General features: G+C 71.5%; 8 protein-coding genes. 1 reads left to right on the top strand and 7 read right to left on the bottom strand.

The features are described 5' to 3' along the window. From FRW57_RS15690 to FRW57_RS15660, 7 genes are all read right to left on the bottom strand, one after another. Window positions 1-940: DEAD/DEAH box helicase (locus FRW57_RS15690; RefSeq protein WP_152186432.1), on the bottom strand; the 940-nt coding region annotated here is incomplete at its 3' end. Window positions 941-954: 14 nt separating this feature from the next. Further along, a complete protein-coding gene (locus FRW57_RS15685; RefSeq protein ID WP_137122988.1) occupies window positions 955-1,851 on the bottom strand; it encodes a diacylglycerol kinase in 897 nt (298 codons plus the stop codon). Between the two features lie 9 nt (window positions 1,852-1,860). Beyond that, on the bottom strand, window positions 1,861-2,670 hold the full coding sequence (gene tatC, locus FRW57_RS15680) for a twin-arginine translocase subunit TatC (RefSeq protein ID WP_238384827.1): 810 nt from the start codon (window positions 2,668-2,670) through the stop codon (window positions 1,861-1,863). Between the two features lie 34 nt (window positions 2,671-2,704). Further along, window positions 2,705-3,061, bottom strand: coding sequence for a Sec-independent protein translocase subunit TatA (tatA, locus tag FRW57_RS15675; protein ID WP_238999454.1), 357 nt, complete (start codon window positions 3,059-3,061; stop codon window positions 2,705-2,707). 87 nt (window positions 3,062-3,148) lie between these two features. After that, a complete protein-coding gene (locus FRW57_RS15670; RefSeq protein WP_137122989.1) occupies window positions 3,149-3,466 on the bottom strand; it encodes a hypothetical protein in 318 nt (105 codons plus the stop codon). A 10-nt stretch (window positions 3,467-3,476) separates the two neighbouring features. Then, window positions 3,477-4,484: a helix-turn-helix transcriptional regulator gene (locus FRW57_RS15665; protein ID WP_137122990.1), complete on the bottom strand. Its 1,008-nt coding sequence runs from the start codon at window positions 4,482-4,484 to the stop codon at window positions 3,477-3,479. Between the two features lie 67 nt (window positions 4,485-4,551). Beyond that, a complete protein-coding gene (locus FRW57_RS15660; RefSeq protein WP_137122991.1) occupies window positions 4,552-5,556 on the bottom strand; it encodes a helix-turn-helix transcriptional regulator in 1,005 nt (334 codons plus the stop codon). Window positions 5,557-5,684: 128 nt separating this feature from the next. Here FRW57_RS15660 and FRW57_RS15655 point away from each other — a divergent pair. Next, window positions 5,685-6,208, top strand: a 524-nt coding sequence (locus FRW57_RS15655; RefSeq protein ID WP_152186431.1) for a DUF3866 family protein, incomplete at its 3' end; no start/stop codon positions are given.

Below are 6,208 nucleotides of genomic sequence, written 5' to 3'. Positions count from 1 at the left end.
GCTCGATGACCTCGGCGCGGCTCGGTCCGCCTCCCGGCCGCCGCCCGGGACGTGGGCCGCCGCCGGGGTCGCCGTGCCCGTTGCCCCGCCCACCGTGCGGACCACCGCGACCGCGCCGCGGCTGCCCCCGCCGGCCACGCGGGCCACCGGCGTCCTCCAGTCGTCCGCGCCGGTCGGTGGTCCGCTCGAACGAGCGGATGTGGGCGAGCAGGTCTGGGTTCAGCCGGGCCAGGTCCGCCTCCGCGGTCGGAGCGGAGGTCTCGTCGACGAACAGGTCGAAGAGCCGCTGCCCCACCATCATGTGCTGCCACAAGGGGACCGGCCGGTGCTCCTCGACGATCACCGTCGTCTCACCGCGCACCTCCCCGAGCCAGGCCCCGAACTCCTCCGCGTTGCTCACGGTCGCCGACAGCGAGATCACCTGCACGTCCTGCGGGAGGTGGATGATCACCTCCTCCCAGACCGCGCCGCGAAAGCGGTCGGCCAGGTAGTGCACCTCGTCCATCACGACGAAGCCGAGCCCACGCAGGGTGGGCGACCCGGCATACATCATGTTGCGGAGCACCTCGGTGGTCATGACGACCACGGGGGCCTCGCCGTTGATCGAGGAGTCGCCGGTGAGCAGGCCGACGCGGTAGGCGCCGTGCACGCGCACCAGGTCGGCATACTTCTGGTTGGACAGCGCCTTGATCGGTGTGGTGTAGAACGCCTTTCGCCCCGTCCGCAGCGCGAGGTGCACGGCGAACTCGCCCACGACCGTCTTCCCGGAGCCGGTCGGCGCAGCGACGAGCACCCCCGAGCCGTCGGCGACCGCCTCGATCCCCCGACGCTGGAACTGGTCCAGGCTGAACGCCAGCCCCCCGGTGAAGTCGCTGACGACGGTGGGGTCTTCGGCCCTGCCACGCTCGGCGGCGGCGTACCGTTCCGCGGGTGTGGGCATGCCGTCAGGCTACGTCAGCCGGGCGGCACGACCACACGCAGCGCGCCGGGCGCGACCTCGACGCTGAGCGGCAACGGCGCGAACCGCTCACCGTCGGCATAGCTGGTGATCCCGTCCGCCTCGAGCGTGACGTGCCGTCCCTGGATGATCTGCACCGCGGGGTGGTCGACGTGGGTGCCCCGGTAGACCCGCGGAAACAACCGCACCAGGGTGGGCACCGACATCTTGCGCACGATGAAGACGTCGAGCAGTCCGTCGTCCAGCCGCGCGTCGGGGCACACCCGCATGCCTCCGCCGTATGACGTGCCGTTGGCGACCGCGACCAGCATCGCCTCCGTGTCGATGCGGGTGCCGTCGATGTGGACCGTGTAGGGAATCGGCCGGAAGACGGGGAGCTCGCGGGCGATGGCCAGGTTGTAGCGCATCCGCCCCTGGGGCCAGACCCAACCGTTGGCACGCTCGTTGACGATGGCGTCGAACCCGGCGCAGAGCACACCGGCGAACCAGTGCGCGTCCCCGTCGGCGTCGAGGTGCCGGCCCAGGTCGACGGAGCGCCAGTGGCCTGCCTCGATCATCGTGGCGGAGGCCTCCGGGTCGTGCACGGGCAGCCCCAGGCACCGGGCGACGTCGTTGCCCGACCCGGCGCCCACGATCGCGAGGGCCGTCTCGCTCCCGGCACACAGGTCGGCGCCGAGGTGCACCATGCCGTCACCGCCGACCACGACGAGCACGTCCAGGCCCGAGGCCACGGCGGCGACCCCGCGGTCGTGCGCGGCCTGCGCCGTCTCGTCGGTGACCTGGACGATCTCGTGCCCGGTCTGCGCCAGCCGGGCCGCGATCTGGGCACCGGCACGGGCACCACGTCCCTTGCCGGCCGTGGGGTTGACCAGCAGACCGATCCGTGTCGTCATCGACCGGCGCTACAGGGGGGACGCTTCGTCGTCGGGCACGTCGCGCCAGTCGGGGTCGTTCTTGCTCCGCTTGCGGTCGAGCAGGGCCGACACCCCGACGGCCAGGTAGAACAGGCCGACCATGGGCAGCGCGAGCACCAGCATCGTCCACGCATCCGGCGTGGGCGTCATCAGCGCGGCGAACACGAAGATGAGCATGACGGCGATGCGCCAACCCTTGATCATCACCCGGGCCGGCAGGACGTGTGCGACGTTGAGCGCCACCAGCAGCACCGGCAGCAGGAAGGCGAGCCCGAAGGCCAGGATGAACCGGGTGACGAAGGTCAGGTAGTCGGAGGCGTTGGTGAAGTTGAAGCTGCCCGACGGCGTGAAGCCGTAGAGCACCTCGACGACCCGCGGCATGGTCCACAGAGCGAGCAGGCAGCCCGCAACGAAGAGGGGCACGGCGGCGGCGATGAACGCCATCGAGGTGCGCCGCTCCCGCTTGGTCAGGCCCGGCACGATGAAGGCCCAGATCTGGTAGAGCCAGACGGGGCAGGACAGGATGATCCCGACGAAGATCGCGACCTTCAGCTGCACCGAGAACGCCTGGGTCAGGCCGCTGAAGTTCAGCCCGATCGACCTGTCCCCGCGCGCCTTCTGGATGTGCACGATGGGCGCGGTCAGCACGTCGAGCAGGCGCGTGTAGACGAACCACCCGACGACGGCGCCGGCCAGCAGCCCGAGCACGGACCACACGACGCGTCGCCGCAGCTCACGGAGATGGTCCGCGAGGGACATCCGCCCTTCAGGGTTGCGCCGACGACGCAGCAGGGTCACGTATCAGGAAAGGGTGTCGGGGCCGTGCTGCAGCTCAGGCGCTCGGGCGTTGCTGGCTGGAGGAGCCTGAGGCCGGAGGGGTGCTGTCGTCGGGCGCGTTCGGATCGGGCTGGGGCGGCGCGGACGACGGGGCAGGGTGGGTCGGCTCCTGGCGCGACGCCCGCTGCTCGTCGTCGACGACGTCTCCGTTCACGGTGTCGGAGCTGGCGGCGCTGCGTCGCCCCTTGTCCTCACCCTTCATCTCCTCGACCTCCGCCTTGAAGATGCGCATCGAGCGGCCGACGCTGCGCGCGGCGTCCGGCAGCTTCTTCCACCCGAACACGATGACGATCACGAGCAGGAGGATCAGGAGGTGCACGGGGCTGTCAAACAGGTTACGGAACATGCCCATGGCGAATTCCCTACCTTCCGTGGATGGTCGTGGTCAGTCGAGGGACTGGTCGAGTCGGTGGTCGGCACGATGGCGCCGCTGTCGCCCCTAGTCTACGTGCTTGGCCCACCCGGGTGCGGCAGCTGCTCGCCGACGGCTCCTCGCGGCCCGGGAGTGCGCCCTCGTGGCCATGGCCACGGTTGCCGCGTCGAGGGGGCTGCTGAACACGGCCAGGTCGTCGGTCGTCGTCAGGCCCCTCGCCCCGAGCTGCTCCAGGGTGCCCTCGACCTCGTCGAGGCGCTCCTCGGCGACCGCAAGCTCTCGACCGAAGGCCTTGAGCTGCTGCCACACGCGCCACACCCGCCAGCCCAGGTAGGCGAGCGAGCACAGGAGCAGCACGGCCCAGAAGAGGATCCACCACCACACGGCGACGAGCCTAGCTTCCGGCGGTGTGACGCGGTTCCGGCGCGGTGGCGCCGCGGACGTCATACAGCCGCAGCGCCTGCTCGGCGCCCGCGGACACCTGCGCGGCGAGCTCCTGCGGTTCCAGCACCGTGGCCCCGCCGCCGAGACGCCACAGCAGCCGTCGCAACCAGGCGGTGTCCGCCGTGCGCAGGGAGATGGTCTGGCTGCCGTCGTCGGCCCGCTCGACCGAGTCCACCGGGTAGTAGTCGCTCACCCACGCCGCCTCCGGCCGCAGCGCAATGCGCACCTGCTGGTCGGTGGGCGAAGGGGTGAAGACGCCCGCGTCGAGGTCACGGGGGCGAGCCTGCTCAGGCGGGGTCCCGTCCTGGTCGAGCACCTCGAGCGACTCGATGCGGTCCAGCCGGAACAGCCGGACGTCCTCGGCCCGGTGGCACCACGCCTCGAGATACCAGGTGGCGTCGATGTTGAGCACGCGCATGGGGTCGACGTCGCGCTCGGTCGCCTCGTCCCGGGCCGCGACGAGGTAGCGCAGGTGCACCCGGCGGTGCGCCGCAAGGGCGCGTTGCAGCTGCTGGAGCGTCTCGGTCTCGCTCCCCTCGTCGAGGGTGACCTGGACCCGGGAGCTGGCCGCTGCCGCGGCGCCGGTCGCCTCCTCCAGCTTGGCGAGCGCGCGGTCGATGGCCGCGCGGTCACCGATGCCGGGGACCGACGCCAGCGTGCGCAGTCCGACGATCAGCGCGAGCGCCTCGTCGACCCCGAGCCGCAGTGGCCGGGCGATCAGGTCGGCGTTGCCGAGGTAGACCCGGCCGCTCTCCCAGTCGGCCTCGATGAGGTCGTCGGGCATGTGCCCCGGGGTGCCGCACACGAACAGCAGCTGCAGGTCGGCCTCGATCTGCTCGCGCGACACACCCAGCTCCGACGCCGCCTGCTCGATGTCGATGCCCTGGCGGTGCAGCAGCCACGGCACCATCGTCAGCAGCCGGGACAGGCGGCTGGTCGCGGACTCGTGCGTGCTCATGGTCGCGCTCCTCGGTGCTCCGGGCCTCGCTCCGCCCGCGTCCTCACACGGTCGTCGCCGCTCCTGCTCACGCGGCTCCCCCCTGGGCCGAGACGACGCCGGTGAATCGTCGCACCACCGCGTCGACCAGTTCCGTCGGCTCCTCCACCAGGACGTCCGGGCCGAACCCGGCGATCTCGTCGGCGAACGATTCGGCGTCGGTGAATCCCACCTCGACCCGTGACCAGCCTTCCTCCGCCTCGCGGATGTCGTCCGCCCGGCGGCGCAGGGTGTTGCCCGCGCCGACGCGCACCCGCAGCACCGCGGGCTGGACCTCGCGCTCCACCGACATGGTGTCGATCATCGTCCGCGGCTCGTGGTCCGGCGGCACGTCATACGACTCGGAGGTGCCGTCGACCGTCACCGGTCCCTCGATCCGGCCCAACCGGAAGACGCGGGGGGCATCGCGGTCGGTGTCGAATCCGGTGACGTACCAACGGCCGTGCCACGAGGCCATCCCCCACGGCTGCAGGTGCCGGGTGGTGCGCTCCCCCGACCCCGCGGTGCGGTAGTCGAACCGGATCGGCGTCCGGCCCAGTACCGCGTGACGGACCGCCTCGAATGCCGGCTCGGCCGTGCGGACCCGCGGTTCGATGCCGACGATGGAGGCGTCGTCGCGCTCCACATCAGCGGCCGAGAGCTTGCGCAGGGCCTGCGCCGCGGGGCCGCCGAGACTGGCCTGCTGCCACGCACGGCTGGCCAGGCCGAGGACGGCGAGCTCGTCGGGCGCGAAGGAGATCTCCTGCAGCGCGTACTCGCGCCGGTCGATCCGATAGCCCGGCTCGTCATCGAAGAAGGCGTCGAGCGGCTCGGTCTTGAGCGGGATCCCCAGGTCACGCAGCTCGTCCTTGTCTCGCTCGAACATGCGGTCGAACGCCTCGGTCGACGCCGTCTGACCGTACTGCGGCACCGCGTCCCGGATCCGGGCCTTGGACAGCGGCTGGCGGGTGTAGAGCAGGCAGATGACGAGGTTGAGCAGTCGCTCGGTCTTGGCGGACGCCGACGACACGGACGACGCAGAGGGTGGCGTCATGCCCGGGTCCCCGCGAAGTATCGAAGCGGAGCGGATAGCGGGGTCCCCGCGAAGTACCGAGCGAGGCACGAGCGAGGACTTCGTGGGGTGCTCTTCGTGGGGTGGTTCATGCGGCTAGTGTGCACGACGTGATCCGGTGGCGCAGCGGCGTGGTGGTGCGCGAGCGCACCAGGTGGTCAGGTGCCGCGGAGTATGACGTGCGCGTCGCCGATGAGCCGACCGAACAGACGGTGTGCGCGGTGGCCTATCCCGACCTGGTCGGGTGGCCGCAGCCCGGCGACCGGGTGCTGCTCAACGTCACGGCTCTGGAGCGTGGCCTCGGCACCGGCGGGATGGCACTGGTCGTGGCCGTGCCGGACCGGCTGCCGGCAGATCCTCCCGAGCGGCCGGGTCACCTGGTGAAGGCCCGCTACATGCCGGAGCAGGCGATGGTCCTCGGTGTCGACGAGCAGGACAGCCCGCACCACGAGGTGTTGCGCGACGCGGACTCCATCGACGGGATGCCCGTCGTGGTGGCCGACCTGCACTCGGCCCTGCCCGCGATCATCGCCGGGCTGCGCGCCGACCGCCCCGACGCCCGGGTCGTCTACGTCATGACCGACGGCGGCGCCCTCCCCGCGGCCTTCTCCCGCACCGTGCACGGTCTGCGCGC

Origin of the sequence: Segeticoccus rhizosphaerae, assembly GCF_009192725.1 — a bacterium.
Lineage (GTDB): Bacteria > Actinomycetota > Actinomycetes > Actinomycetales > Dermatophilaceae > Segeticoccus > Segeticoccus rhizosphaerae.
The sequence above is the reverse complement of the archived record's forward strand: the minus strand, read 5'-3'. Positions and strand labels throughout refer to the sequence as shown.

Bases quoted from the DNA above. Each gene is read 5' to 3' on its own strand.
- FRW57_RS15685 (WP_137122988.1), bottom strand. From the start codon at position 1,851: ATGACGACACGGATCGGTCTGCTGGTCAACCCCACGGCCGGCAAGGGA.
- tatA (WP_238999454.1), bottom strand. From the start codon at position 3,061: ATGGGCATGTTCCGTAACCTGTTTGACAGCCCCGTGCACCTCCTGATC.
- FRW57_RS15665 (WP_137122990.1), bottom strand. From the start codon at position 4,484: ATGAGCACGCACGAGTCCGCGACCAGCCGCCTGTCCCGGCTGCTGACG.
- FRW57_RS15660 (WP_137122991.1), bottom strand. From the start codon at position 5,556: ATGACGCCACCCTCTGCGTCGTCCGTGTCGTCGGCGTCCGCCAAGACC.